The organism is Janthinobacterium agaricidamnosum (assembly GCF_003667705.1).
Lineage (GTDB): Bacteria > Pseudomonadota > Gammaproteobacteria > Burkholderiales > Burkholderiaceae_D > Janthinobacterium.
Genome location: NZ_CP033019.1, coordinates 227922 through 254366 on the forward strand (window position 1 = coordinate 227922; position 26445 = coordinate 254366).

General features: G+C 64.6%; 22 protein-coding genes. 11 read left to right on the forward strand and 11 right to left on the reverse strand.

The genetic code is table 11. The features are described 5' to 3' along the window. Nucleotides 1-163: 163 nt before the first annotated feature. Together D9M09_RS01085 and D9M09_RS01090 are read left to right on the forward strand one after the other, a co-directional pair. A complete protein-coding gene (locus D9M09_RS01085) occupies nt 164-2317 on the forward strand; it encodes a DEAD/DEAH box helicase (protein ID WP_121670919.1) in 2154 nt (717 codons plus the stop codon). Between the two features lie 441 nt (nt 2318-2758). Then, entirely contained in the window at nt 2759-4408 is a 1650-nt protein-coding gene (locus D9M09_RS01090; RefSeq protein WP_070292421.1) for a methyl-accepting chemotaxis protein, read from the forward strand. Between the two features lie 96 nt (nt 4409-4504). Here the strand turns inward: D9M09_RS01090 and bamE are convergent, their stop codons facing one another. The 5 genes from bamE to D9M09_RS01110 are packed head-to-tail and all read right to left on the reverse strand — an operon-like array spanning nt 4505 to nt 7950. Then, the gene (gene bamE / locus D9M09_RS29505) at nt 4505-4813 is read right to left on the reverse strand and encodes an outer membrane protein assembly factor BamE domain-containing protein (RefSeq protein WP_070312580.1); all 309 of its coding nucleotides are present in this window, start codon (nt 4811-4813) and stop codon (nt 4505-4507) included. After that, on the reverse strand, nt 4810-5607 hold the full coding sequence (locus D9M09_RS01095) for a hypothetical protein (RefSeq protein WP_070312581.1): 798 nt from the start codon (nt 5605-5607) through the stop codon (nt 4810-4812). The genes bamE and D9M09_RS01095 overlap by 4 nt, the downstream gene beginning before the upstream one ends. Nucleotides 5608-5656: 49 nt before the next feature. Then, nucleotides 5657-6016 carry a nucleotide pyrophosphohydrolase gene (locus tag D9M09_RS01100; protein ID WP_070217713.1) on the reverse strand — a complete coding sequence of 120 codons (360 nt, stop codon included), beginning with the start codon at nt 6014-6016 and terminating at the stop codon, nt 5657-5659. Continuing rightward, complete coding sequence (locus D9M09_RS01105) at nt 6013-6474, reverse strand: GNAT family N-acetyltransferase (RefSeq protein ID WP_070312582.1); 462 nt, start codon at nt 6472-6474, stop codon at nt 6013-6015. Before D9M09_RS01105 ends, D9M09_RS01100 begins: the two co-directional genes overlap by 4 nt. Before the next feature lie 36 nt (nt 6475-6510). Continuing rightward, a complete protein-coding gene (locus tag D9M09_RS01110; protein WP_240453521.1) occupies nt 6511-7950 on the reverse strand; it encodes a cytochrome P450 in 1440 nt (479 codons plus the stop codon). A 135-nt stretch (nt 7951-8085) separates the two neighbouring features. On the opposite strand from D9M09_RS01110, the gene D9M09_RS01115 reads away from it, so the two are divergent. Continuing rightward, the gene (locus D9M09_RS01115; protein ID WP_240453522.1) at nt 8086-8952 is read left to right on the forward strand and encodes a helix-turn-helix domain-containing protein; all 867 of its coding nucleotides are present in this window, start codon (nt 8086-8088) and stop codon (nt 8950-8952) included. A 618-nt stretch (nt 8953-9570) separates the two neighbouring features. Here the strand turns inward: D9M09_RS01115 and ilvB are convergent. Next, on the reverse strand, nt 9571-11319 hold the full coding sequence (gene ilvB, locus D9M09_RS01120; protein WP_121668390.1) for a biosynthetic-type acetolactate synthase large subunit: 1749 nt from the start codon (nt 11317-11319) through the stop codon (nt 9571-9573). 99 nt (nt 11320-11418) lie between these two features. On the opposite strand from ilvB, the gene D9M09_RS01125 reads away from it, so the two are divergent. Next, a complete protein-coding gene (locus D9M09_RS01125; RefSeq protein WP_070217690.1) occupies nt 11419-11880 on the forward strand; it encodes an Lrp/AsnC family transcriptional regulator in 462 nt (153 codons plus the stop codon). A gap of 106 nt (nt 11881-11986) precedes the next feature. After that, nucleotides 11987-14476: a TonB-dependent receptor gene (locus tag D9M09_RS01130; protein WP_121668391.1), complete on the forward strand. Its 2490-nt coding sequence runs from the start codon at nt 11987-11989 to the stop codon at nt 14474-14476. Here D9M09_RS01130 and D9M09_RS01135 read toward each other — a convergent pair. After that, the gene (locus D9M09_RS01135) at nt 14473-15120 is read right to left on the reverse strand and encodes a response regulator transcription factor (RefSeq protein ID WP_121670921.1); all 648 of its coding nucleotides are present in this window, start codon (nt 15118-15120) and stop codon (nt 14473-14475) included. The genes D9M09_RS01130 and D9M09_RS01135 overlap by 4 nt on opposite strands. Before the next feature lie 8 nt (nt 15121-15128). Next, a complete protein-coding gene (locus D9M09_RS01140) occupies nt 15129-16040 on the reverse strand; it encodes a histidine kinase (RefSeq protein WP_162995537.1) in 912 nt (303 codons plus the stop codon). Nucleotides 16041-16482: 442 nt separating this feature from the next. Here D9M09_RS01140 and D9M09_RS29295 point away from each other — a divergent pair, with 442 nt between their 5' ends. The 5 genes from D9M09_RS29295 (at nt 16483) to D9M09_RS01165 (ending at nt 22639) form a co-directional block, all read left to right on the forward strand. Further along, nucleotides 16483-17298: an NF038120 family PEP-CTERM protein gene (locus D9M09_RS29295; RefSeq protein ID WP_205602320.1), complete on the forward strand. Its 816-nt coding sequence runs from the start codon at nt 16483-16485 to the stop codon at nt 17296-17298. A gap of 1 nt (nt 17299) precedes the next feature. Continuing rightward, entirely contained in the window at nt 17300-20464 is a 3165-nt protein-coding gene (locus D9M09_RS29870) for a S8 family serine peptidase (RefSeq protein ID WP_121668393.1), read from the forward strand. 157 nt (nt 20465-20621) lie between these two features. Then, entirely contained in the window at nt 20622-21239 is a 618-nt protein-coding gene (locus tag D9M09_RS01155; protein ID WP_180338655.1) for an AIM24 family protein, read from the forward strand. 17 nt (nt 21240-21256) lie between these two features. Continuing rightward, a complete protein-coding gene (locus D9M09_RS01160) occupies nt 21257-21898 on the forward strand; it encodes an AIM24 family protein (protein ID WP_121668394.1) in 642 nt (213 codons plus the stop codon). A 3-nt stretch (nt 21899-21901) separates the two neighbouring features. Further along, nucleotides 21902-22639 carry an AIM24 family protein gene (locus D9M09_RS01165; RefSeq protein WP_070312592.1) on the forward strand — a complete coding sequence of 246 codons (738 nt, stop codon included), beginning with the start codon at nt 21902-21904 and terminating at the stop codon, nt 22637-22639. Nucleotides 22640-22774: 135 nt separating this feature from the next. On the opposite strand, the gene D9M09_RS01170 is transcribed toward D9M09_RS01165, so the two are convergent. Further along, nucleotides 22775-23572, reverse strand: a complete 798-nt coding sequence (locus D9M09_RS01170; RefSeq protein ID WP_121668395.1) for an enoyl-CoA hydratase — start codon at nt 23570-23572, stop codon at nt 22775-22777. A gap of 41 nt (nt 23573-23613) precedes the next feature. Continuing rightward, on the reverse strand, nt 23614-24243 hold the full coding sequence (locus tag D9M09_RS01175; RefSeq protein WP_070312596.1) for a head GIN domain-containing protein: 630 nt from the start codon (nt 24241-24243) through the stop codon (nt 23614-23616). Nucleotides 24244-24418: 175 nt separating this feature from the next. Here D9M09_RS01175 and D9M09_RS01180 point away from each other — a divergent pair, with 175 nt between their 5' ends. After that, nucleotides 24419-24976 (forward strand): flavin reductase family protein, encoded by a 558-nt coding sequence (locus tag D9M09_RS01180; protein WP_121668396.1) that lies wholly within the window; start codon nt 24419-24421, stop codon nt 24974-24976. Between the two features lie 50 nt (nt 24977-25026). Here D9M09_RS01180 and gdhA read toward each other — a convergent pair whose 3' ends face one another. Continuing rightward, nucleotides 25027-26370: an NADP-specific glutamate dehydrogenase gene (gene gdhA / locus D9M09_RS01185; protein WP_121668397.1), complete on the reverse strand. Its 1344-nt coding sequence runs from the start codon at nt 26368-26370 to the stop codon at nt 25027-25029. Nucleotides 26371-26445: the final 75 nt, after the last annotated feature.

Genomic DNA, 26445 nt, shown 5'->3' on the forward strand with positions numbered 1-26445 from the left:
GGTTTTTGCACCAATTGCGTGCGGATCGCCGATTTTTCTGCGTTTTAGGATGCAAAAAATGGCGTTCTGCCGCCTCGTTCCACCCGGTAAGGTCCAGTAAAGAGTAAACTAGCAGATACACTCTTTCGCATTGGGCGATTCGAGCGAACTTGTGAGTGATTTCATGTCTGATACACCAATTTCCTTATTTTCCGACCTTAACCTGAGCGAGCCGCTGATTCGCGCGCTCAAGGATGTCGGTTACGAAACACCGTCGCCTATCCAGGCGGCCACGATTCCATTATTGCTCGCCAACCGCGACGTGCTGGGCCAGGCGCAAACGGGCACGGGTAAAACCGCCGCCTTCGCCTTGCCTATCCTGTCGCGCATCGATCTGAAACAAAGCTCACCCCAAGCCCTGGTCCTGGCACCGACGCGCGAACTGGCCATCCAGGTCGCCGAAGCGTTCCAGGTGTACGCCGCCCACATTCCCGGCTTCCACGTGCTGCCGATCTACGGCGGCCAAAGCTACGGCCCGCAGCTGTCGGCCCTGCGCCGCGGCGTGCACGTCATAGTCGGCACGCCTGGCCGCGTCATCGATCACCTGGACAAGGGTTCGCTCGACCTGTCCAAGCTGAAAACCCTGGTGCTGGACGAAGCCGATGAAATGCTGCGCATGGGCTTTATCGACGACGTCGAACGTATCTTGAAAGAAACGCCAGACGGCCATCAAACGGCCCTGTTCTCGGCCACCATGCCTTCCGTCATCAAGCGCATCGCCACCACCTACCTGGTGAACCCGGCCGAAGTGACGGTCGCCGCCAAGACGGGCACGGCCGACAACATCCGCCAGCGCTACTGGCTCGTGTCGGGCATGCACAAGCTCGACGCGCTGACGCGCATCCTGGAAGCGGAAGCGTTTGACGGCATGATCATCTTCGCCCGCACCAAGCTGGGCACGGAAGAGCTGGCCAGCAAGCTGCAAGCGCGTGGCTTCTCGGCCGCCGCCATCAATGGCGACATCCAGCAAGCCCAGCGCGAGCGCACGATCCAGCAGTTGAAAGACGGCAAGATCGACATCCTCGTGGCAACCGACGTGGCCGCCCGCGGCCTGGACGTCGAGCGCATCAGCCACGTCGTCAACTACGACGTGCCGCACGATCCGGAAAGCTATACCCACCGCATCGGCCGCACGGGCCGCGCCGGCCGCAGCGGCGAAGCGATCCTGTTCATCACCCCGCGTGAAAAGAACTTGTTGAAAGCCATCGAACGCTCGACCCGCCAGCCGATCGGCATGCTGGAATTGCCGACGATCCAGGCCGTCAACGACGTGCGCATCGCCAAGTTCAAGGAACAGATCAGCGAAACCCTGGCCTTGGGCGAACTGGAGCAGTTCCAGTCGCTGATCGAGGACTTCGAGCGCGAACAGAATATTCCCGCCATCGAGATCGCCGCCGCCCTGGCGAAGATGGCGCGTGGCAATACGCCGCTGCTGCTGGACAAGAACAAGGCGCGCGAGCAAGCCACGTGGCAAGACGACCGTCCTGTGCGCCAGGACCGTTTTGAGCGCAACGACCGTCCGGAACGGGGCGACCGCTTCGACCGTAACGAGCGCAGCGAACGCCCGGCCTTCCCGAAAAAGGAACGCGTCCAGCGTCCGGCCGATGCCGGCATGCAGACCTTCCGTATTGAAGTCGGTCATCAGCATGGCGTGAAACCGGGCAATATCGTGGGCGCCATCGCCAACGAAGCGGGCATCGATTCGAAAAACATCGGCCGCATCGAAATCTATGACGACTACAGCGTCCTGGACTTGCCAGACAGCATGCCGAAAGAATTGCTGGATCAGCTGAAGACCGTGTGGGTGGCGGGCCAGCAGCTGCGCATCAGCCGCGATGGCGACGCGCCGGACCTGGCGCCGCCAGCCGCGCCGCGCAAGCCGTTCGCAGCCAAGTCCGCGCCAGCGTTCAAGGATGCGCCAGCGGACGCGGGCGACGCAGCACCTGCGCCGCGCGCACCGAAGAAGGAACGTCCACGTCCAGGCGTGACGGCTTACCGCATCGAAGTAGGCCGTGAGCACGCCGTGACGCCAAGCAACATCGTGGGTGCCATCGCCAACGAAGCGAACCTGGAAGCCAAGCATATCGGCCGCATCGATATCTTTGACAACTACAGCGTGCTGGACCTGCCGGAAGGCATGCCGCCGGAAATCCTCGACCACCTGAAATCGGTCGTCGTGTCGGGCCAGAAACTGCGCATCAGCCTCGATGACGGCACGACGGAGCGCAAGCCTGCGCCGCCGCGTCCGAAATCGCCACCGCGTAAATCATTCAAGTAAGCTGTCCCTGCACAGGCGCCTCCCCGGCGCCTGTGTAGCGGATTGGAGACAGTTCCCCCACTGGCGCGTTCGCGCCAGTTTTTATTTTCCCTCAAGAAATGTTCGTGGTTGCGGCGTTATGGTTGGCGGCAGGCCCCGTCATGGGCCGGCGCTTATTGCGGCGCTTGCGCGTCTTTTTATCGGCGCAAACACCATATTTATTGACTGCCGCATCGATACATAATTTTTTATTAATTATTGTGTCTGCGTTCAATTTGAATTTTACATTCAATAAAATCAATCTAGTTGAATCAAAGTAAATTCTAAAACATAAATGAATTGGTTTTTATTAAATTTTTTGACCAGTGTCACTGCCGCCGGGGCGATATATCATGGGTGCTTGATGTGGTATATTGTTTTTATGATTTTGTTATGCTAGTTGATAAAAATAGAGGAGCGACGATGCGGGTCAATACGCCTATCACGCAAAATGAATACGTATTAAATGAAGGCATGACGATTGTTTCCACCACGGATTTACAGGGAAACATCAATTACGCCAATCAGTATTTCATTGAGGTCAGCGGTTTTTCAGAAATGGAACTGCTGGGTGCGCCACAGAATATCCTGCGTCATCCCGATATGCCGGCTGAAGCGTTTGCCGACCTGTGGGACACCATCAAGACGGGCATGCCGTGGACCGGCATGGTCAAGAACCGCTGCAAGAATGGTGACTTTTACTGGGTCTTCGCCAATATCACACCCGTCATCGAAAACGGCCGCCCGATCGGCTATATGTCCGTGCGCACGAAGCCCACGCGCGAGCAGATCAACGAAGCGGCAGCCCTGTATAAAAGTTTTAAAGACGGCAATAGCGCGAACCTGGCGATCCGCAATGGCCGCGTCGTGCGCCAGGGATGGGCCGCCAAGCTGGCCGAGTGGCGCAAGCTGAGCCTGTCGCAGGACATCGCCCTGCATTGCATCATCTTGGGCGTGGTGCTGGCCATCCTTGGCTGCGCCGTGTGGAATATTGACGGCGATACGAGCACGGCCACGCGCAGCTGGCTCAGCGGCGCGGCTGCCGCCGCCGTGGCGCTGATGCTGTATTTCTGGGCCCATCTGCACAACTCCATCGTCGCGCCGCTGGGCGACGCCATCACGGTGGCGCGCAAGATGGCCGGGGGCGACTTGACGGGCGTGATCGACAAGGTGCGCGACGATGACATGGGTCAATTGATGGCGGCCTTGCGCCAGACCAATATCAACTTGCACAGCATCATCGGCGACGTGCGCGCCAACTTCGAGGATATCCGCATCACCACGGCGGAAATCGCCACAGGCAATATGGACTTGTCGAGCCGCACGGAATCGCAGGCGTCCAGCCTGGAGCAGACGGCGGCCAGCATGGAAGAGTTGACGTCCACCGTGCAAAACAGCGCCGACCACGTGGCCACGGCCAACGACCTGGCGGTGCAGGCGTCGACCGTCGCGGCCAGGGGCGGCACCATCGTCAGCGAAGTGGTCACCACGATGGACGAGATCAGCTCGTCGTCGCGCAAGATTCTCGACATCATCGGCTTGATCGACGGCATCGCCTTCCAGACGAACATCCTCGCCTTGAACGCGGCCGTGGAAGCGGCGCGCGCAGGCGAGCACGGCCGCGGCTTCGCCGTCGTGGCGGGCGAGGTACGCAGCCTGGCGCAGCGCTCGGCCACGGCGGCGAAAGAGGTGAAAAACCTGATCGACCATTCGATCGCCACCGTGAATGCGGGCAGCGTGCTGACCAGCAATGCGGGCGCCACCATGACGGAAGTGATCGCCTCGGTGGCCCGCGTGACGGAAGTGATGGACGAGATTTCCTCGACCACGCGCGAGCAGAACCAGGGTATCGGCCAAGTCAACCAGGCCGTGATCCACATGGATGGCATCACGCAACAGAATGCGGCCCTGGTCGAGCAGGCGGCCGCGGCCGCCACCAGCCTGGCGCAGCGTACGGAGAGCGTGGCCCAGTCGATCGGCATCTTCAAATTGAAGGCCTCGCCCAAGCGCAAGGCTGCCGGCGTGGGGCGTAGCCCCAGCGTTGCGTCGCGGGCCTTGCTGAAGGCAAGATAATTACCCCAACGGCGAAAGGCTGGGGTCAGTCACTGCGTGACCGGAATGCTTCCCATTGGGAGCATTCCCCCCCGGGTTTTGTCTGTGGGGTTACTCTTACTTCTTCACCCGGTACACGTCCCCGCTGCGCACCTTCTTCACCACCCCATCCCCGCCAAACAGAATCACATATTCTCCCGGTGCGCCAGAGGCGGCCGGGTAGGTGTACATCCACACTTCATTGCCGCTGTCGAAACGGATGGCCGTGCTCTCGCCCAGCGCGGCGCGCACCTGTTCGCGCGTGCTGCTGCCCGGCTGCACCGTCTGTTCCAGGGTGGCGTAAGGCACGTTCTTGCTTGCCTGCAAGGCGCGCGTGCCGGAACAGGCAGCCAGCAATGCCAGCACGGGAAATACCAGCCACTTCATGGCGCCACCTCGTCCATATAGTCAAATTCCAGCAGGGTATCGTCGGGCCAGCTGGCATCCCACAGGGGCGCGTAATACGTGCGGTCGAGCAAGACCTGGCAATCGCAATAGGGCAGCGAGGCGGGCGTCTGCTCGCCGCCCGCATACAGCATGGTGAACGGCAGGGCCAGGCGCCGCTCCCCATGCACGAGGGTCACGCCGAACAGGGGCCGGTCCGTGAAGAACAGATAATTGCCGTCCGGCTGCGAGCAGACCTTGTCGGTGCTGTAGAGCATGCTGGACAGCCAGGCGATGATTTGCGGGTCGTTCGAGATCAGGCCCGAATCCATGCCGGCGCGGCATTCCAGGCGCAGGTCGCCCAGGCGCCGCGTGCCGGGCGGCAAGCCGGGCGTGATGACCTGCGCGCGCCAGCTCATGGTGGTCGCCTTGCGGTTGGCGATCAGCACGGCATCCTCGCGCGCGGCCTGTGCATTGCGCACGGGGGCAAAGCTGTTGTCCTCGGCCAGCGGCAAGGGGATGCTGACGGTGTCGCCGGCGATGCGCAGCTGCACGCCCGTCATGTCCACGCCGGGCTGGCGCGGCAGCAGACGAAAGCGCAGCACGGCCTGCGGCGCCAGCGCATGGTCGCGCTCGAAGCGGTCGACGCCCTGCAGCATCTTGCGATACGATTTGTCGACGGGGTCGCGCGTGGCGTCCACCTTGACTTGCGGCACGGGCGCGGTTTGCGCCAGCGCAACAGTGCCATGGAACAGCATTGCCAGCAGGGGCAGCAGAAGAGGGCGGTAAGTAGGCATGGCTTGATGCTACGCCTTTTTGCGCGGCAGTCACGCACGGGTGGGCCTATCAGTACTCGCTATATTTGCGCGCGTCGCCGCGCACCTGCTGCGCCGGGTATTTCTGCGCGTTCAGTGCCATCTTTTCCAGCACGGCCGCATGCAGGTCGACGCCGCTCTTGTCGGCCAGGCGCACCAGATACATCAGCACGTCGGCCAGCTCGTGGCGGATGCCCGTGCGCTTGGCCTCGTCCAGCTCGGCATCCGCGCCCGTGGGCAGCCACTGGTAGTGCTCGGCCAGTTCCGCCACTTCCACGGACAGGGCCATGGCTAGGTTTTTCGGTGTGTGGAACTGGTCCCAGTCGCGCTCGTCGGCAAAGGCGCGCAGGCGCGCGCGGATGTCGAGCAGGCTGTCGGATGGGGCGCTCATGTGGCCGCCTGCAGCGGTTTTTCCATGAAGACACTGAACGGATCGTCGCGATAGTCGCCGTACGGTCCGCGCCGCTGGTAGCCGTGGCGCGCGTACAGGGCGATAGCCTCGGGCTGGTGGATGCCCGTCTCCAGGGTCAGCAAGCGGCAGCCGCGCGCCAGCGCCTGTTCTTCCAGCACGGCCAGCAGGCGCTTGGCCAGGCCCAGACCGCGGCTGTCCGGGTGCACATACATGCGCTTGACCTCGCCGAAATCGGGCGTGACGACGATGGCGCCGCAGGCGCGCGCCGCACCTGCCGCATCGCGGGCGACGGCAAACAGCAGGGTTTCCGGCGGCAACGATGCCAGGTCCAGCGAGTAGACGCATTCGGCCGGATACAGCGTTTGTTGATAGGCATCCAGCTCGGCGATCAGGGTTTGCACGTCCGCTTGCTGCGGCGATTCCAGGTGAATTTGCATGGGGGAAAGCACGTTGACTGAGATTCCCCCATGGTATCACTGCGGCCGCGCCAGGCGCATCGTCAGGCCGATGGGCGACATCACAAACCCCATCAGTTCCTGCGCCTCGCCGCCATCGGGCGTGTCGACGCCGGCGATGTCGAAGCTGCCCAGCAGCATGGCCATGGCAATCTTGATTTCCAGCAAGGCCAGGTAGCGGCCCGGGCACGTGCGCAAGCCGGCGCCGAAGGGCATCGAAGCGCGCTTGTTGTTGGCCTCGCCGCTGTCCGCCAGCCAGCGCTCGGGCTGGAAGGCCAGCGGGTCGGGAAAGTGCGCATCCGATACGGTGTCGTTGCGCATCACGCACCAGACGAGGGTGCCGGCCGGCACGGCGATGTCGCCGATGACCGTGTCGCGCAGCGCCTCGACGGGAAGGAAGGGCGCCACCGGCTTCAAGCGCATGGCTTCGCTGGCGCAGGCGCCCAGGTAGTCGAGGCTATCCATCTGCTCGATCGTGAACTGGGCCGCGTCGGGCGCCAGGCGCCGCACTTCGTCGCGCGCCTTCGCCAGAGTCTGCGGATTGCGCTGCAGCAAATAAATCATCCAGGACACCGTGTTGGCCGTTGTATCCTCGCCCGCCAGCAGCATGGTCAGCACATTGCCGGCCACGTTGCGGTCCGTCACGCCGCTGCCTTCCAGGTCGGCGGCGGCGATCATGGCTTCGAGCAGGTTGGGCGGATGCGCGCGGCGCGCCGGGTCGTGCGCCATGCGCGCGCGCGCCTGCTGCACCAAGTCCGCCACGGCGGCGGACAGGGCCGCCACGTCGCGGTCCAGCCGGCGGTCGATGGGCAGCTTGACATAGCGCCAGTACGGGAACATGGACAGGCTGCGCCGCGCCACGGCGGGCAGGATATCGTCCATGTGGCGCTGGATCACGTCTTCGCCCGATTCGAGCGTATTGACTTCCGTGCCGAAGGCCAGGCCGGCGATGATGTCGACCGTGTAGCGTTTCAGGTCGCCATCGAGGTCGATCGCCTGGCCTTGCGTGGCGGCCAGATGCCAGCGCCGCTGCAGGCGCTGCGCCACCGTCACCAGCGCGGGGAAGTAGGCTTTGATGGCGCCGGGCGCCATGCCGGCCATGACCATGCGGCGCTGGTTGCGCCATTCCGTGCCCTCGGCCAGGAACAGGCCGGGCACGCCGCCCATTTCGTCGGAGACCACCGAACTGCTCAGGGGGCGGCGAAACCCGTCGGGCCGGTCGCGCAGCACGGCGCCGACGGCCTCGCTGTCGGCCACCACCAGTACCAGGGTGCGGCCGAACCAGGCGCGCATGAAGGGGCCGTAGCGCTGTACCCATCGTTCTACGTCGCGGTGGATGCGCGTGAGCTTGAGCTGCAGGCTGTTGCCGACGATGGGCAAGGCGAAGGGCCCCGGCAGGCGGCGGATCTGGCGCAGGGGCGTGGCGACGGCGGGGGCGGCGTGGTCGAGTGGCGGCATGAACATCTCCTGTCGATACGGTAAAAGTACGAGGATTGCTTGCAATAATGGCCACACTCTACGCGATTGCGGCCCGTTTGTATTGAACGAATACGACATCGTGCGCGGCCAGAAATTGCCGGTACAATCGCCGCCATGCCAGCCGCCCCTACGCCCCTGACCCGTTTGATCGCCCCGCGCGCCCCGCGCGCCGCGCTCGCTTCCTGCGTGCGCGCCATCCTCGTGCGCGACACCACGGGCTGCGCGCCCTTGCCGCCGGCGCAGCGCCTGAACCGCTTTCCCGCCGCGCCCATGTGCAGCATCGTCTGGACCGTCGCCGGCCACGTGGAAGCGGCTGCGCCGGGCCTGTCGCTGCCGGACGTGCGCATGCCGCCCGCGCTGTTCGGCGGCCCCCGTTCGTATCCGCTGGTCAGCTACAACCCCGGCCCCGTGCACTCGTTTGTCGTGATGTTTTATCCGGCCGCCCTGCATGCGTTGACGGGCATATCGATGGATGCCTTGCTGGACCAGTTCCGCCCCCTCGGCGCGCTGTTCGATGCCGACTGGCTGGCCCTGTCCGACGCCGTGCTGGCCGCGCCGGACGATGCCGCCCGCGTCAGGCTGGTGGAGGATTTTCTCGCGCCGCGCTGGCTGCTGGCGCGCAAGAATGGCGACCAACCGGCCGGCGCCATCCAGGACTGGGTGCGCCGGCTGGGCGTGCAGGCCGCATCGACGGGCCTGGCCAGCAGCGCGCGCCATATCGAGCGGCGCATCAAGGCCTGGGCCGGCCAGCCCATGCGCACCTTGCGCCGCATGCGCCGCGCGGAACAACTGTTCCTCGACGAGCGCGGCGCCATCCTGCAGGGCACGGCGTCATGGTCCGACGTCGCCGCCAGCGGCGGCTACGCCGACCAGGCGCATTTCTGCCGCGAGACGCGCGAAATCACGGGCTTGAGTCCCACGGAACTGGCGCGCGCCATGAAAGAAGATGAAAGCTACTGGATCTACCGGATATGGGCGTAGGTCGGATTAGCTCGTAGAGCGTAATCCGACAACATTGTTGCAAGACGCTGGTGTCGGATTACGCGAGGCGTTGCCCCGCTAATCCGACCTACCGTCCGCTGTACATTTTGCCCTTGATCAGGCAGCTTCATGGCGCCTCGTGCCGGGCGCCATCATGGGAAAGCTGGCGTAGGTCGGATTCGCTCGTAGAGCGTAATCCGACAACCTCGTTGGCGCGGCCGGTGGTGGTGTCGGATTACGCAGGCGCTGCCCCGCTAATCCGACCTGCCGTCCGCTGTACATTTTGCTCTTGGATAAGGTTACTTCATGGTGCCCCGCGCCGGGCGCCATCATGGGAAAGCTGGCGTAGGTCGGATGAGCTCGTAGAGCGTAATCCGACAACCTCGTTGGCGCGGCCGGTGGTGGTGTCGGATTACGCGAGGCGTTGCCCCGCTAATCCGACCTGCCGTCCGCTGTACATTTTGCCCTTGATCAGGCAGCTTCATGGCGCCTCGTGCCGGGCGTCATCATGGGAAAGTTGGTGTAGGTCGGATTAGCGAGGCTTCGCCTCGCGTAATCCGACAATATTGTTGCAAGACGCTGGTGTCGGATTACGCGGCGTCCCGCCGCTCATCCGACCTACCGTTCCTTGTACACCTTGCCCTTGGATAAGGTCACTTCATGGTGCCCCGCGCCGGGGGCCATCATGGGGAAGCAGTTTTCCGCGCCGTGCACGCGCACGTCGAGGAAGTACGGGCCTTCGGACGCCAGGCAGGCGGCCAGTGCCCCGTCGAGTTCCTCGCGCCGGCTCACCGTGTGCGCCTGCCAGCCGAACGCGCGCGCCAGAGCGACGAAGTCGGGCAGCGCTTCGGTGTAGCTGTGGCTGTAGCGCCCGCCGTGTATCAGTTCCTGCCACTGGCGCACCATGCCCATGTAGCCATTGTTCGACAGCACCACTTTCACGGGCAGGCGGTGCTGCACGGCCGTGGCCAGTTCCTGGATATTCATCAGGATCGAGGCGTCGCCGCTGACGCACACGACGCACTTGTCCGGGTGGGCGATCTGCGCGCCGATGGCGGCCGGCAAGCCATAGCCCATGGTGCCGGCGCCGCCCGAGGTGAGCCAGCGGCGCGGCTGCTCGAAGCGCAAATGCTGCGCGGCCCACATCTGGTGCTGGCCCACGTCGGTGGAGACGATGGCGTCCCCGCCATTCATGCTGTCCAGCGCTGCCTGCAGCCGCCGCATCAGCGCCTGCGGCGCGATCACGTCCGGCGTGTCGTCGAACGCCAGCGAGTCCTGCGTGCGCCAGCCGTCGATGCGCTGCCACCACGGCTGGCGGTCCGCCAGCAATCGTCCGCGCAGCTGCGTCAGCAGGGCATTCAGCACGGGCGCGCAGTCGCCGCGCAGGGCCACGTCGGCGCGCACCACCTTGTGGATCGACGCCGGGTCGATATCGACGTGGATGACCTTTGCGCCGGGACAAAAGGCGTCCAGCCTGCCCGTCACCCGGTCGTCGAAGCGGGCACCCACGCAGACGATCAGGTCCGCATGGTGCATCGCCAGGTTCGCTTCCAGGGTGCCGTGCATGCCCAGCATGCCCAGGAAGGCGGGGTGCGAGGCGGGAAAGGCGCCCAGGCCCAATAAGGTCAGGGTGCACGGCGCGGCCGCCAGTTTCACCAGTTGTTGAAACGCGGCGCAGGCGGCGGGGCCGGAATTGACGAGGCCCCCGCCGCCATAGAACACGGGCTGGCGCGCGGCGGCGATCAGGCTGGCGGCCCGTTCAAGATCGGAGGCTGCCGGCATCGGCATCGGGGCCGGCGTGGCAGGGGCCAGCACCGTCGTTTCCCGCACCGGTGCCAGCTGCAGATCCTTGGGAAAGTCGACCAGCACAGGGCCGGGCCGGCCTTGCGTGGCCTGCGCGTACGCCTCGCGCACGACGGCCGCCGTTTCCTCTGCCGCGCGGATTTGCCGGTTCCACTTGGTGACGGGGCGCGAAATGCCCAGCGCGTCGCATTCCTGGAAGGCGTTCGTGCCGATGCTGGTGGTAGCCACCTGGCCGCTGATGCAAATCACGGGGATCGAATCGCACAGGGCGTCGAGCAAGCCCGTGGTGGTATTGCTCATGCCGGGGCCGGACGTGACGAAGACGACGCCGGGCCGGCCCGTGCTACGTGCGTAACCTTCGGCCGCGTGCACGGCCGCCTGTTCGTGGCGCACGAGAATATGGCGCAGGCGGGGCTGGGCGTGCAGCGCGTCGTACAGGGGCAGCACGGCGCCGCCCGGATAGCCGAAGACGGTATCGACGCCCAGCGCCAGCAGGGTGTCGATCAGGGTGCTGGCGCCGTTATGCGAGGCGCGCGCGAGGAGGGGAGCTGGATCGGGTTTCATGGCCTTATTTTCTGCCTGATGCGGCAGAAAAGGCTGCTGGTTTTCTCGTATAGAATGTGGTATTCAGCAAAATTTGCTGTGAAATAGGGAATTAACGGAATGAAGCTCGACAAATTCGACCTCGCCATCCTGACGGCCCTGCAGCAGGATGCCCGCATCAGCCTGCACGACCTGAGCGCCAAGGTGGGCCTGACCTCGTCGCCGTGCTGGGCGCGCATCAAGCGCATGGAAGACGATGGCGTCATCGAGGGTTATACGGTGAACGTCAACGCGGCCAAGGTGGGACTGGCCGATACCGTCATCGTGCAAGTCACCCTGGACGACCATTCCGACCAGGCCCTGTTCGAATTCGGCCACGCGCTGGCCATGATCCCGGAAGTGCTGGAAGCGTTTCTTGTGTCCGGCGACTACGATTACTACCTGCGCATCGCGGTGAGCGACACGCGCGACTACGAACGCCTGCTGCGCGAGCGCCTGTATAAAATTCCCGGTATCCGCCACAGCAAATCGAGTTTCGTGTTGCGCCAGCTCAAGCAAAGCTATCTTCCCTTGCAGCGCTGACTTTTGTTATCCCTTCCCAGCACGGCGGGAGTTTTTCCCTAGCCCATCCCCCGGTGGCTGTCCGATACTGGGCAGTAATAAAAAACACGATAAATCGGGGACCTGCATGAGACTGACCTTATTCGCGGCCGCCGCCATGGCGCTGTGCCAGGCGCAAGCCGCCGAGCTTGCCCATCCTGCCAACCTGGAGCCGGCGTACGATTTGCCCACCGTCATTATCACGGGCAGCATGCCGCTGCCCACCGTGGAGCGGCCGCGCGATGCCTTTGCCGCGCCCGTGCAGACGGCCAGCGCGCAGCAGATCGCCGGCAGCGGCGCGCTCGATATCTCCGCCTTCCTGCGCCGCAACCTGGGCAGCGTCTATGTGAACGAGGTGCAGAACAACCCCTTCCAGCCCGACGTCAGCTACCGCGGCTACACGGCCTCGCCCCTGCTGGGCACGCCGCAAGGACTTTCCGTGTACCTCGACGGCATGCGGCTGAACCAGCCGTTTGGCGATGTCGTCAGCTGGGATTTGATCCCGCGCATGGCCATCGCCTCGCTGACCCTGATGCCAGGCTCGAACCCCCTGTTCGGCCTGAATACCCTGGGCGGCGCGCTGGCCCTGCAGACCAAGGATGGCAAGAGCAATCCCGGCACAGCCGTCGAGGCGCGCCTGGGTTCGCATCAGCGGCGCGCCGTCGAGGTCGAACATGGCGGCAGCCATGCCAGCGGCTGGCACTGGTATGCGACGGGCAACCGTTTCAAGGAAGACGGCTGGCGCGACGATTCCCCGTCCGACGTGCGCCAGTTGTTTGGCAAGCTGGGCTGGAGCGATGCGCGCACGGACATCGCCGTCACCGTGGCCCACGCGGACAATGCGTTGACGGGCAACGGCTTGCAGGAGCAGCGCATGCTGGCGCGCGATTACCGCAGCGTCTACACCAAGCCGGACCTGACGGAAAACAGGTCGACCCTGCTGAACCTGACGGGCAAGCACCAGGCCGGCGCCGGCCTGCTCTTGTCCGGCAATGTGTACTACCGCAAGATCGACACGCACACGTTCAATGGCGACCTGAACGACGAGTCGCTCGACCAGTCCGTCTACCAGCCCGGCGCGGCCGAGCGGGCGGCCCTGGCGGCGGCCGGCTACACGGGCTTTCCCGCCAGCGGGGCGAACGCGTCGAATACGCCTTTCCCGAAGTGGCGCTGCATCGGCAACGTGCTGCTGAACGATGAACCGGCCGAAAAATGCAACGGCATGCTCAACCGCAGCCATACGCAGCAGGAAAACTATGGTTTGTCGGGTCAGTTCACGGCGCTGGCCGACCTGGCCGGGCAGCGCCACGCCGTCACGGTCGGCGCCGCCTTCGATGCCAGCCACGCCACGTTTCGCCAGACCAGCCAGTTCGGCTATCTGAACCCGGACCGCAGCATCACGCCCGTCGACTTCTTTGCCGACGGTACGGAAATCGACGACGACGGCACGCCCGTCGACAACCGCGTCGACTTGAGCGGGCGCATGCGCACGTGGAGCGTGTATGCGAGCGACAGCATGGCGCTGAATCAAGCATTGACCTTGACCATCTCCGGCCGCTACAACCGCAGCACCGTGCGCAACCGCGACGCCATCACGCCCGGCGGCGGCAGCGGCTCGCTCGATGGCGACCACCGTTTCAGCCGCTTCAATCCCGCCATCGGTCTGGCCTATGCGCCGGCCGATGGCGTGAGCGCCTATCTCGGCTACAACGAAGGCAGCCGCACGCCGACGGCCATCGAACTCGGCTGCGCCGACCCGGACAACCCGTGCCGCCTGCCCAACGCCATGGCGGGCGATCCGCCCTTGAAACAGGTCGTCACCAAGACGTGGGAAGCGGGTCTGCGCGGCAAGCTCGCCGACGTGGCCCGCTGGAGCGCCGGCGTGTTCCGCGCGGAAAACCACGACGATATCCTGTTCGTGGCCGACAATCAGGCCGGTTTCGGCTACTTCAAGAATTTCGGCAAGACGCGCCACCAGGGCGTGGAACTGGCGGCGGGTGGCAAGGCCGGTGCGCTGGACTTCGGCGTTAACTACACGTGGCTGCAGGCGACGTATCAAAGCCGGGAGCTCGTCAACGGCAGCGCCAACAGCAGCAGCGATGCGCAGGCGCCCGGCCTGGAAGGCAATATCGTCATCACGCCCGGCAACCGGATACCGCTGACACCGAGCCATATCTTCAAGGCGCACGTGGACTATCAGGGCGGACGCGACTGGACGGTGGGCCTGGCCATGACGGCCGTGTCGAGTTCCTACGCGCGCGGCAATGAAAACAACCGGCACCAGGCGGGCGGCCCGGCCTACCTGGGCGCGGGCAAGAGCGGCGGCTACGCCGTGGTGGAGCTGAACGGCAACGTCCAGCTGACGCCACGGCTCAGCGTGTTCGCCCAGGTGAATAATCTGTTCGACCGCCAGTACGCGACGGCGGCGCAACTGGGCGCCACGGGCTTCGACGCCAACGGCAATTTTGCCGCCCGGCCATTGCCCGCCGTGAACGGCGACTATCCGATGGTCAACGCGACGTTCTATGCGGCCGGCGCGCCGCGCAGCGTGAATGCGGGTCTGCGCTACGCGTTTTAAGGCTGGACGTGCTCGATGACGCCATTGCGCAGCGCCAGGTGCACGAGGGCTGCGGGGCCGGGCACGTCGAGCTTTTCCTTTATGCAGGTCTGGTGGTTGGCCACCGTCTTGCTGCTCAGGTGCAGCAGGCGGGCGCAGTCGGCGGCGCTGCGGCCTTCGGCCAGCAGGCGGAAGATTTCGAATTCGCGCTGGCTCAGGCTGCTCAAACGCTGCGCTTCCATGCGGGCCGTACCGTGCAGCACGCCAGGTACGCTGTGCGGATCGAGGTAGCGCCGGCCCGCGTGGGCCGCGCGCACGGCGTCGACCAGGTGTTCCGGGTCGGCCTGCTTGCTGACGAAGCCGCAGGCGCCGCCGTCCAACGCACGCGCGATCAGCTGCGGCGTGTCGTGCATGGTAAACACGAGCACGCGCGCGCCTGCGTCGCGCGCGAGCAGCTTGCGCAGCAATTCCAGGCCGCCGATGCCGGGCATGGACAAATCCGTCACGCAGACGTCGGGCGCGTGCTCCTGGTACAGGGCATACGCCGTTTCGCCATTGCCGGCCTCGGCCACGACGGCGATGTCGCCGCCCTGTTCCAGCAGCCGCCGGTAGCCCGTGCGCACCACCGGGTGGTCGTCGACCAGCATCACGCGGATCGGGGTCATGGCCGCGTTCATGCCGCACCGGCCGCCAGCGGCATCGCCACTTCGATGCGCAAGCCGTTGCCCAGCGCGCTGATCCAGCGGATATGGCCGCGCAGGCCGGCCACGCGCTCGCGCATGCCCAGCATGCCGAAGCCATCTGCTGGCGTTCTATCCGGACCAAAACCCTGGCCATTGTCTTCGATGGCCAGGTGCAGCACGCCGTGCGCATCGGCGCGCAATTCCACCGTGGCACGGTCGGCGCCCGCGTGGCGCGCCACGTTCGTCAAGCCTTCCTGCACCAGGCGGTAGACGGCGGTGGCGGTGCAGTCGTCGAGGCTGGCGGGGACGGCGTGCGGCGCGAAATGGCAGGCGATGCCGTGCTGCTGGGCCCAGCTGTCGCACAGCGCCTGCAGGGCCGGCGCCAATCCCAGGCTGTCGAGCACGGGCGGACGCAGCCGGCGCAGCATCGTGCGCACCATCGCATGCAGCGCTTCCGACGAGCGGGCGATGCTGGCCGCGCAGGCCTGCACGTTCGCCTGGTCGCCGTCGCGCGCGCGCAGGATGTAGCTGGCGGCGGCGCGGATGGCCGTGCAGTCCTGTCCCACTTCATCGTGCAGCTCGCGCGCCAGCGCGCAGCGCTCCTCTTCCTGCGCGCGCAGCAGGCGCTGCGTGAGGGCGCGGTTTTGCGCCAGCAGCAGCGCCACCTGGCGTCCGCGCCGCACGGCAAAGCCGGCCAGCGCCAGCGTCAGCAGCAACAGGCTCAGGGCCAGTTCATCGAGTTGCCAGCGTTCCTGGCGCCAGAGCGCGTGCGTCAGCCGTTCGGCCAGGTCCAGCCTGGCGGCCAGCAGGAAAAAAGCCAGTGCCAGCGCGCAGCACACGAGGATGCGCCGGGCCGGCCGCGTGCCTGCGCGGCCGCTGCCGGCCAGTTGGTAGTGTTCCATGATGCTGCTCCCTGAGCACGGTCGATCTCTTTGTTGTGCAAGCTTCATGCCATCGGCGCAGGGGTCTCTGGGGGGCGCGTCATGCGGGGCAGGGGAGGGGATGACTGTTCCAGGATGGAACAGGTGTACCGCGATGTGACGGTGGGCGCTTGCGCTGGCCGCAGGCACGGTTTTCGAGCTTATCTGAAGTCGCGCCGGCACGCTGGCGCGCACGCCTGCAGTGCGATGCATTGTTGTTCCAATGTAACGTTGAGCTTACTCAAACTTTCATAGATAAAACAAAACAAAGTTTCGCAGGCTTAGATAAAAAATAAATAAATGATATTAAAAATATGATATTTGTTTTATGCGATTTGCTATATTTGTTGACACTTTTGTGAAAAAGCTGAAAGCGGGCACCAGACCTGCCGACCTATCTATCCACAACAAACAAGGGAATAGAATGAATCGTCCATCACATGCGCGGGTATCACCCGCCACCGTCTATCCGCCCGCTACCCGCGGCCGCACCACCGTCCTGGCCGCGCTGGCCGCCGTGTCCGTGCTGGTCTCGGCGCCGGCCATGGCCGATGTCCTGACCTTCGATAATTTGCGTCCCGACGTGTATGAAAGCGGCCAGACGCTCAATACGTCGAGCTACAATCTGCGGTTCCTGGCCGATCCGACCACGGCTGCCGGCGGCGGCGTCAGCGGCGTGGGTGCCATCCTCGATGGCCGCGCGGGTTCGTCGTGCGATATCGCCGCCTGCCCGCAGGGTGCCACCGGCAACTACCTGGCCATCCTCAACGATGGCGGCGTGAATTTCGCGCGTGCCGACCGCCAGGCGTTCAGCCTGGCCGGATTCGACTATTCCTTCATCGCCCCCGTCTCCGGCTTGCCCAACATGCAGTGGGGCGAACTGCAGCTGAGCGGCACCCTCAGCAACGGCCAGGTGGTCAGCACCTCGCTGGCGTTTCCCGGCCAGGGCAGCGATGGCAATTACCATTTCCAGGGCGCTTCCCTGCTGGGCGGTTTCAGCAACTATGCGTTTACGGGCCTGACCTTCAACGCCTGCATTTTCAATGACACTGGCGTGTGCAGCAATTCCATCGATTTCCCCGCCTTTAACCAGGGCCAGTTTGCGCTCGACAATATCAACGTCAGCGCCGTGCCGGAACCGTCGACCTACCTGCTGCTGCTGGCCGGCCTGGGCGCCATCGGCATGCTGTCGCGCCGCCGCGCCCGCAAGTTCGCCGCGTTCACCGTGCAAGGAGCGTGAGATGAAATTACGTCCCGTTTCACTCGCCATCCTCCTGCTGGCCGCCAGCCTGGCGCAAACGGCGCAGGCGCAGGAACGCCGTTCCTACATCGTGCAGCTGGTCGACAAGCCGGCTGCCACCTACACGGGCCAGGTCGACGGCCTGGCCGCCACCAAGCCGGCCCCGGGCGCGCGCATCAACGTGGGCGCCGCCGACGTGCAGGCCTATTTGAGCTACCTCGACAGCAAGCAGGCCGCCGTGGCCGGCACCGTCAGCGCGGCTGAAATCACGCACCAGTACAGCGTCGTCTTCAACGGTTTTTCCGCCTTGCTGACGGACGATGAAGTGCGGGCCCTGAAGAAAAACAGCGGCGTGGCCAGCATCAGCGCCGACTCCATCCTGCAGCTCGACACCACCTACACGCCCAGCTTCCTGGGCCTGGACAAGCCGGGCGGCCTGTGGGAGCAGCTGGGCGGCAAGGCGCACGCGGGCGAAGACATCGTCATCGGCATCGTCGACAGCGGCATCTGGCCCGAGAACACGGCCTTTGCCGACCGCCTTGACGAGAACGGCGTGCCCAGCCACAGCGGCAGCAATGTCGTGTACGGCGCGCCGCCGGCCAGCTGGCAAGGCACGTGCCAGACGGGCGAGGGATTCTCCGCCGAGAATTGCAACAACAAGTTGATCGGCGCGCGCTACTACCGCGCTTCCACGGCGGCGCTGCACTGGACGGAGTTCCTGTCGCCGCGCGATTCCGTCGCCGGCCTGACGGGGCACGGCGGCCATGGCACGCACACGGCCTCCACGGCCGGCGGCAACAATGGCGCCATCGCCACCTCGAACGGTGTGTCGCTGGGCAAGGCCTCGGGCATGGCGCCGCGCGCCCGTATCGCCGCCTATAAAGTCTGCTGGACGGCCGCTTCGACTGGCCGCAACGGCTGCGCCACGGCCGACAGCGTGGCCGCCATCGACCAGGCGGTCAAGGATGGCGTCAACGTCATTAACTTCTCCATCGGCCCGAACGCGGGCGGCGGCGCCTTCGACGAACCGACGGAAGTCGCCTTCCTCGGCGCGGCGGCGGCCGGCGTCTTCGTCGCCACCTCCGGCGGCAATTCCGGTCCATCCACGCCGGCGCCCGACGTGCCGGCGCCCGTCTCGCACATCAGCCCCTGGCTGGCAACGGTGGCCAATTCCACCCACAACCGCCTGTACGCGGGCAACGTCATCCTCAGCAACGGCAGCAAGCTGGAAGGCGCATCGAGCAACGCGAAGACGCCGGCGCTGCCGCTGATCCGCTCGCGCGACGCGGGCCTGGCTGGCGTGTCGCCGACGGACGTCAATCTGCTGCGCTGCTTCGGCGCGGCCGATGCCGCCCCGGCTTATCTGGACCCGGCGAAAGTGGCGGGCAAGATACTCGTGTGCGACCGCGGCGGCAACGTGCTGGTCAACAAGAGCGCGAATGCCAAGACGGCGGGCGCGGCGGGCGTGGTCATCGCCAACGTGGCCGGCGGCGCCAATACCATCATCAATCAGGCGCACGTGCTGTCGACCGTGCACCTGGCGCAGGCGCAGGGCGACGCGCTGAAGGCGTTCATGGCGGCCAATCCGGACGGCACGGCGGCATTGGGCGAAATCCACACCATCGCCGACACCACGGTGCAGGCGCCGATCGTCAGCGACCGCTCCTCGCGCGGGCCGAACGTGGCCAACGCGAACATCCTGAAACCCGATCTGTCGGCGCCCGGCACCAACATCCTGGCCGGCGTGACGGCCGACCTGACGCCGGCGCAGCGCGATGCCGTGGCCGCCGGTGGTGTGGCGCCAGCAGCGGAGTGGGATTTCTATTCCGGCACCTCGATGGCCAGTCCGCACGTGGCCGGCGTGGCGGCGCTGCTCAAGCAGCAGCATCCGAGCTGGTCGCCCGCGGCCATCAAGTCGGCGCTGATGACGACGGCGTTCAGCACGTATCCCGATGGCTTGAACGGTTCCGTGTCGTGGGATGCCACGGCGAAGAACTCGGGCCAGTTGCCGTGGGGCCAGGGCGCCGGCCACATCGCGCCGAACGGCGCCGCCGATCCCGGCCTCGTGTACGACGTGTCGGAAATCGACTATGCGCGTTTCTTGTGCGGCCTGAACCTGAAGGTCTACAGTCCCGCCACCTGCCAGGCCGTCGGCACCATTCCCGCCTACAACCTGAATCTGGCGTCGCTGACGGCGGCCAACGTACTGGGCACGCAAGTGCTGACGCGCACGGTGACCAACGTGGGTGCCAGCAGCGCCGTCTACAACGTCTCGGCCAGCCTGCCCGGCTACACGGTGGCGGTGACGCCAACGAGCCTGAGCCTGGCGCCGGGCGCCAAGGCGCAGTACCAGGTCAAGCTGACGCGCACCACGGCGCCGGCCAATACCTGGACCTACGGCGCCCTGAGCTGGACGGATGGCACGCACACGGTGCGCAGCCCGCTGACGGCGCGCGGCACCTCGCTGGCCGCCATTCCGCTGGTCAGCAGCGAAGCGGCCACGGGCAGCAAGGTGCTGACCCTGGGCACGGGCTTCTCGGGGGCGCTGGTCGGCGTCAAGTCGGGTCTCGTCGAAGCCGTGCGCCAGACGCGCACGATCGGCCAGGCGACGACGGGCGCTGCCGCATCGGCTGCCTGCAAGGCGGGCGGCGCCACGGGTGTGAACGTGCACAACGTGGTGATCCCGGCCGGCACCCTGGCGGCGCGCTTTGCCACCTACGACGCGGAAACGACGGGCGGCGCGAATACCGACATGGACATGGAGGTCTACAACGCCGCCAATGTACTGGTCGGCAGCAGCGGCAATGAAAGTTCCAATGAGCAGGTGGAACTGCGCCTGCCGGCCGCCGGCACGTACAAGGTGTGCGTGATCGGCTTTGCGCCGCAAAACGGCCAGGCCGACTACACCCTGTCGTCGTGGGTGCTGGCGCCGGGCTTGAACAACGGCAACTTCAAGGCGCTGATGCCGGGCACGGCCTACACGGGCGGCACGGCGACGGTCTCCCTGAGCTGGTCCAACCTGGCCGAAGGCAAGCGTCACCTGGGCGCCGTCGGCTATCAGGTCGCTGGCGTGGTGCAGGGCGTCACGGTGGTCGAGGTCAATACCAACGATCCCGTGCCGCTGTTCCAGAACGCGCGCAGCGCCAGGCCGGTGCCGGCCGAATAAGCCGCTCATGGTATGAACACAAGGTGTGCCTTCGGGCACGCCTTTTTTTATGCACTCACCCCCGTTCGGGAGGAATAGCACTTGCATGGCGGTAACGCCCCCGGTATCTTGTCGGATAGCCATGGCTTTGTGTCCTGGCATTCTTGGGGAGTCGCGCGTGACCAGTTTCCGCACCAATACCGACCGCCTGCTGGAAGTGCGCCTGCAGGATGAAAAAGTGCTGGCGATTGCCGGCGCGATGGTCGCCTACACGGGCAGCATCAAATTTGAAAAATCCCTGCTGGGCGGCGAGGGCATCTTCGGCGCGCTCAAGCGCAAGGTGACGAACGAAGGCATGCAGGTGATGCAGGCCGCCGGCACGGGTACCGTGTTTTTCGCGCAGAATGCGGCCGAAATCACCGTCATGGCGCTGGCCGGCGAAAAGCTGACTATCGAAAGCAGCAGCCTGCTGGCCTACGACACGAGCCTGAAGACGGGTACCAGCTTTGCGGGCCTGCGCGGCGCCAGTTCCGGCCAGGGCCTGTTTTCCACCACCGTCGAAGGCCACGGCAACCTGGCCGTCATTTCGCGCGGCAACCTGATCATGCTGGAAGTGACGCCGGCGCACCCGCTGCGCGTGGACCCGGACGCCTTCGTCGGCTTCAAGGGCGATATCCGCCAGGAATTCGTTTTTGATGTCAACTGGCGCACCATGATCGGCCAGAGCTCGGGCGAATCGTACCAGCACAAATTCACAGGCCAGGGCGTGGTGTTCATCCAGCCCGCCGAACGTTAAGTCAGCGAGGACCCGCGATGCCTGTCTATCAGCAAATCAATGAAAAGATGCTCGAGGTTAAACTCGGCAATGAAGAAGTGTTCGCCCGCAAGGGCGCCATGGTGTCCTACCAGGGCGACGTGGCGTTCAGCCGCTCCTTTCTGGCCGGCCAGGGCGTGCAAAGCCTGGCCATGCGCGCCGTCACGAACGAGGGCTATGCCCTGATGTCGGCGCGCGGCACGGGCAGCGTGTTTTATGCGCAGGGCGGCCTGTTCGTTACCATCGTCCCCGTGCGCGGCGAAACGTTCTATGTGGAAAGCGAATCCCTGCTGGCCTTCGATGGGCGCCTGACGGCCGGCACCATGTTCCTCGGCAACCAGGGCGGCGTGCAGGGCGTGGTGCGCGGCATGGCCTCGGGCCAGGGCTTGTTTACCACTACCTTGCAAGGCACGGGCGAAGTGGCGATTTTGTCCGACGGCAATGCCATCGGCTTGCCCGTCACGCCGGACGTGCCCGTCTTCGTCGACCCGCAAGCGTATATCGGCCACACGGGCCAGCTGAGCTCGACCATCGTCACGGACCTGAACTGGAAAACCTTTGTCGGCCAGGCGTCCGGCGAATCGTACCAGGTGAAGTTTACGGGCCAGGGCACGGTCTACATCCAAGCGAGCGAAAGGTAAGCCATGACGATTTACAATCCCGATACCTTGCCGAAGAACGATAACCTGAACCGTTTTTCGTATGTCATCGATGTCAAGGAACAGATCTTCATTCGCAAGGGCAAGATGATTGCCTTCTATGGCGAGCTGCGCTTCGAAGCCATGGGCAGCAGCGTGCTCGACCTGATCGTGCGCAATGCCTTCAATGCGCCGAAGTATGTGCACCACTTTGTCGTGGCGCAAGGGCAAGGTCAGTTGATCCTGGGCGACAACGGCAACGACCTGGCGTGCTACGACCTGGACAACGCCAACATGACCATCCGCGCGAAAAACCTGCTGGGGTTTACCAAGGACGTGATTTGCCAGGAATCGACCTTGCCCGGCTATCTGACCATGATAGGCACCGGTAAAGTGATCGCCTCGTCGAACGGCCCCGTGCACTTCCTGGAATTGCCGTGCCGCGTGGACGAGCAGGCCGTGCTGGGCTGGGCCGATTGCCCCAGCCCCTCGTATCACTACGATTACGCCCACGTGCAGGGCTGGGCCTCGGCCGCCGGCGCGCTCACGGGTTTTACCCTGTCGGGCGAGGAAAAGCAGATCGACTTCACGGGTGCCGGCACGGTGCTGGTGCAGTCGTCCGAGCTGGACGTGACGGGCAGCTCGGCCCTGATGCAGCTGCTGGCGCAACTGCCGCTGCTGGGCAAGGAAGACCTCGGTACCTTGAGTCTTTCCGTGCAGCAGCAGATGAAGGACAGTCGTTAAGACCAGGAAGTTCAAGAGTACCTGACCGAACCGTAGCGAGCGGAAGGGAGAGGTAGCCGAGAAGCGCAACCGTACTGAAGTACGGTGAGCATCGCAGGCTGCCTATACCGACGCGCAGTAGGTTCGGTCAGGTACTCAAGGCCGCGCCCAGCCGGGCGGCCGCTTCTCTAAAAAGGCGGCAACGCCTTCCTCCGCATCCTCTTCCATCATATTGCGCGCCATCACGTCGCCCGCATACGCATACGCCTCGTCCAGCGGCAGCTGGCGCTGCCGGTAGAACATCTGCTTGCCGTAGCGGATGGCCGTCGGGCTTTTCGCCATGATCTGCTGCGCCAGGCGCGCCACGGCCTCGTCGAGCGCCGCGTCGGCTACCGTTTCATTGATCAGGCCCCAGTCGGCGGCCGTGTCGGCGTCGATGAAGCGGCCCGTCACCAGCATGTCGAAAGCCCGCTTGGGCGACACATTGCGCGACAGGGCGACGGACGGCGTGGCGCAAAACAGGCCCACGTTGATGCCGGACACGGCAAAGCGGGCGGACGCGCCCGCCACGGCCAGGTCGCAGCTGGCGACCAGTTGGCAGCCGGCCGCCGTGGCGATGCCATGCACGCGGGCGATCACGGGCACGGGCAAGGTTTGAATGGCTTGCATCACGCGCGAGCATTGCGCGAACAGGGTTTGATAGTAATCAAGCTGGCGCGTGGCCTGCATCTGGCGCAAATCGTGGCCCGCGCAAAACGCCTTGCCTTCGGCGGCCAGCACCACGCAGCGCACGTGCGGCTGCTGCGCGATGGCATCAAACGCTTCCTGCAGCGCGGCCAACATGGCTTCCGACAGGGCATTGAATTGCAGGGGACGGTTCAGGCGCAGGGTGACGAGCCCACCCTCGTCCTCGCGCAGCACCAGCGGCGCCTCGGTATGTTCTAAAACGGTCATGCGGTCTCCAGTGGCCTGATGGCCTGTTTTTATGGAAAAGCTTACTTGGCGGCGTTGACGCTGCCGATGCCCGCGATCGACTTGTGCACGATCTTCGGCTTGCCGTAATACGTCAGTTCGCCCATGCCGCGCACCACGGCGTTCAGCTCGCCCGAGGAATACACTTTGACGGAGCCGATGCCCTCGAAATTGACGTCGACGTTTTTCGCCAGCAAGGCTTTCGTATCGACTTCGCCCACGCCCTGCGCCTTCAGGCGCAGCCAGTCGACCTGGCCATCGGCGGCCAGGCGGCCCGCGCCCTTGTAGCTGATGTCGACTCTTGGACCATTGAGCTTGGTCAAGATCTTCTCGCCCGCGCCTTCCGCGATCAGCTTGCGCAAGGTGGGCATGGTGATAATGATGCGCGGGTCGCCCTCGGTCTTCTTGATATCTTTATCCTTCATGGAAATTTTCAGCTCGCCATCGACCACTTCCGTGATCACGCCGCTGAGGAATTTCTGGTCGCCGCGCAGCAGCAGGCTTTGCTCCTTGCCCGATTCCACTTCCATGCTGATGGGGCCGCGAATGTCGATGGCGTTGAAGGCGGCGACCGTGCGGGTTTGCTCGTCGGCATGCGCGACGGTAGCGAGGCAAGCGAGGGACAGGACTGGCAACAGGAACAGAGGACGCATGGCGGTTTCCTTGAGTAGTTGATCAGTGTATTCTATGTTGCAACATCTCCAACGGGGAGAAATTTGCAATGAACGGCGCAAATCGCGGCGCGGATGACACGCCGCCATCGCCCAGCCGCGCGCCCGCGAAGGCGCCATTGGTCTATGCTATGGCGTACCGCGTCCTGGAGAGCAGATGAAAAATTATCACAAAGAAGATTATCCCGTCGCCGATATCCGCCGCTTCCTCGAGCCGGGCCCGGTGGTGCTCGTCAGTTCAACGTGGCAGGGCGAAAGCGACGTCATGACCATGGCCTGGCATATGCTGATGGAATTTACGCCATCGTTGCTGGGCTGCTTTATTTCCGACGCGAACCACAGCTATGAAATGATCAAGCGCAGCATGGAGTGCGTGATCAACCTGCCCACGGCCGACATGGTCGACCAGGTGGTCGCCATCGGCAATTGCAGCGGCGAAGACACGGACAAGTTCACGGCCTTCGGCCTGACGCCGCAGCCGGCCGAGCTGGTGGGCGCGCCGCTGATCACCGAGTGCTACGCCAACTTCGAATGCAAGCTGGCCCAGGTGGCGGGCAACCCGAAGGGCGGCTTCTTCATCTTCGAGTGCGTGAAAGCCCACGTGGCCACCTCGCCCAAGCTGCCCGAAACCCTGCACTACCGGGGCAACGGCGAGTTCATGGTGTCGGGCCGCACGATCAGCCGCAAGAGCCTGATGAAACCTGAAATGTCGTAGGTCGGATTAGCGCGGCTATGCCGCGCGTAATCTGACGACATTGTTGACGCTTAAATCACCCCCTGCGCCAGCATCGCATCGGCCACTTTGACGAAGCCGGCGATATTCGCGCCATCCACATAGCTGACGGAACCATCGGCGCGCGTGCCGTATTGCTTGCACGCGGCATGGATGCCCTGCATGATCTGCAGCAAACGCGCGTCGACTTCTTCGCGCGGCCAGGAAATGCGGGCCGCGTTCTGGCTCATTTCCAGGCCGGAAGTGGCCACGCCGCCCGCATTGCTGGCCTTGCCCGGCGCGTACAGCACGCCGGCCGCCTCGAAGGCCTTGGCTGCCTCGATAGTGGTGGGCATGTTGGCCCCTTCGGCCACGCACTGCACGCCATTGGCGATGAGCAGGCGCGCATCGGCGATATCGAGCTCATTTTGTGTGGCGCAGGGCAGGGCGATGTCGACCGGCACATGCCATGGCGACACGCCCGCTTCGAAGCGCACGCCCGTGCGCGCGGCGTAATCGCTCACGCGGCCATACAGATGGTTCTTGACCTCCATCAGAATGGCCAGCTTTCCCGGCGTAAAACCGTCTTCGTCGATTACGGTGCCGCTCGAATCGGAGACGGTGATGACTTTCGCGCCCATGGCCATGGCTTTTTCCACCGCGTACTGCGCCACGTTGCCGGAGCCGGAAACGGACACGCGCATGCCTTCGAACGAGCGGCCCCGCGTCTTCAGCATTTCTTGCGCAAAATACACGGTGCCGTAGCCCGTCGCTTCCGGCCGCATCAGCGAACCGCCGAAGCTGGCGCCCTTGCCCGTAAACACGCAGTCGGCGCGGTTGCTGAGCTTTTTCATCATGCCGGCCATATAGCCCACTTCGCGCCCGCCCACGCCGATGTCGCCGGCCGGCACGTCCGTATCCGCACCCACGTGACGGAACAGTTCGCTGACAAACGCCTGGCAGAAGCGCATCACTTCGCCCGGGCTCTTGCCCTTCGGATCGAAATCGGCGCCGCCCTTGCCGCCGCCCATGGGTAACGTGGTCAGCGCATTCTTGAACGTCTGTTCGAAGGCAAGGAATTTCAGCACGGACAGGGTGACGGAAGGGTGGAAGCGGATGCCGCCCTTGTATGGCCCGATGGCCATGCTGTGCTGGATGCGGTAGCCGCGGTTGACTTGCACCTGCCCATGGTCATCGACCCACGACACGCGGAACATCACCACGCGCTCCGGCTCGATCAAGCGTTCCAGCAAGCCTTGTTCCGCGTATTTCGGGTGCTGTTCCAGGAACGGCCACAAGCTCTCCATGACTTCGGTGACGGCTTGCAGAAACTCGGGCTGACCTGGATTGCGTGCGGCGACATGCTGGACATACTCGTGAGCAGATGCGTATTTCATCAGAATTCCATGGAGGTAATCGGTTATTTGGGCAACTATCATCGCAGATTTCGCACAAAAATGGTGCAGAAATTT